The organism is Oleiphilus sp. HI0128, assembly GCF_001635365.1.
In genome coordinates this window covers 1-773 of record NZ_LWGG01000282.1, presented here as the reverse complement: position 1 = coordinate 773, position 773 = coordinate 1, and the positions used below count along the sequence as shown (strand labels likewise).

The 773-nt window shown below is 45.4% G+C and carries 1 protein-coding gene; it reads left to right on the top strand.

Annotated elements, in window-relative coordinates; genetic code table 11:
• Nucleotides 1-17: 17 nt before the first annotated feature.
• A partial coding sequence (locus tag A3763_RS03690; RefSeq protein WP_231872088.1) for a tetratricopeptide repeat protein occupies nucleotides 18-773 on the top strand: 756 nt, incomplete at its 3' end.

Here is a 773-nt window from a genome sequence, read left to right as displayed (position 1 = left end):
CTACCAAAAAGACACTGATGTCACTTGGCCTTAAGCTCGTTGACACAGCAAGCAGTGCACAAAATGTTGTCTCAGGTTTTCAGAACGTCAATTACGACGTTACGCTGTGCAACTATGACTTAGGCAAAGGCAAAAACGGCCAGGAGTTACTTGAGGAGCTACGCTACAAGAAACTGTTAAAGTTCTCGGACTTATTTTTTATTGTTTCAGCCGAAGTTGATCGCAGTAAGGTTATGGGCACCGTCGAGAACGAACCCGATGGCTACCTGGTAAAACCGATCACACCCAATGATTTGAAACAACGCTTAAGCAAAGCGCTAAAAATGAAAGAAGCGATGAGTGCAATTGACACTGCTATAGATGATGGCGACTATCACTCAGCAATTGCATATTGTGACGAGAAAATTGCCGAGAAAGGCAATTACGTACTTCGCTGCATGAAGACAAAAGCCTGGCTGCTAAGTAAAATCGGACACATCGACGAGGCACGCGAGCTATACGAAGGCATCCTTAAAGCAAGCGATTTTACCTGGGCCGAATATGGGCTGGCAAGAATCATGATTCGGCGTAAACATTATGAGGATGCAGAAAAACTACTACGGGTCATAATTACCAAAGACCCGGAGCAAGTTGAAGCTTTGGACCTTCTTGCGCAGGTACTGCAAAGACAAGATAAAACCAAAGAGGCCCAGGCAACCGTCGAACAAGCTATCTCGCGGTCTCCAAACTCCCTGCACAGACAAAAGCAATTGGCAGAGCTATGCTCAGAAAAT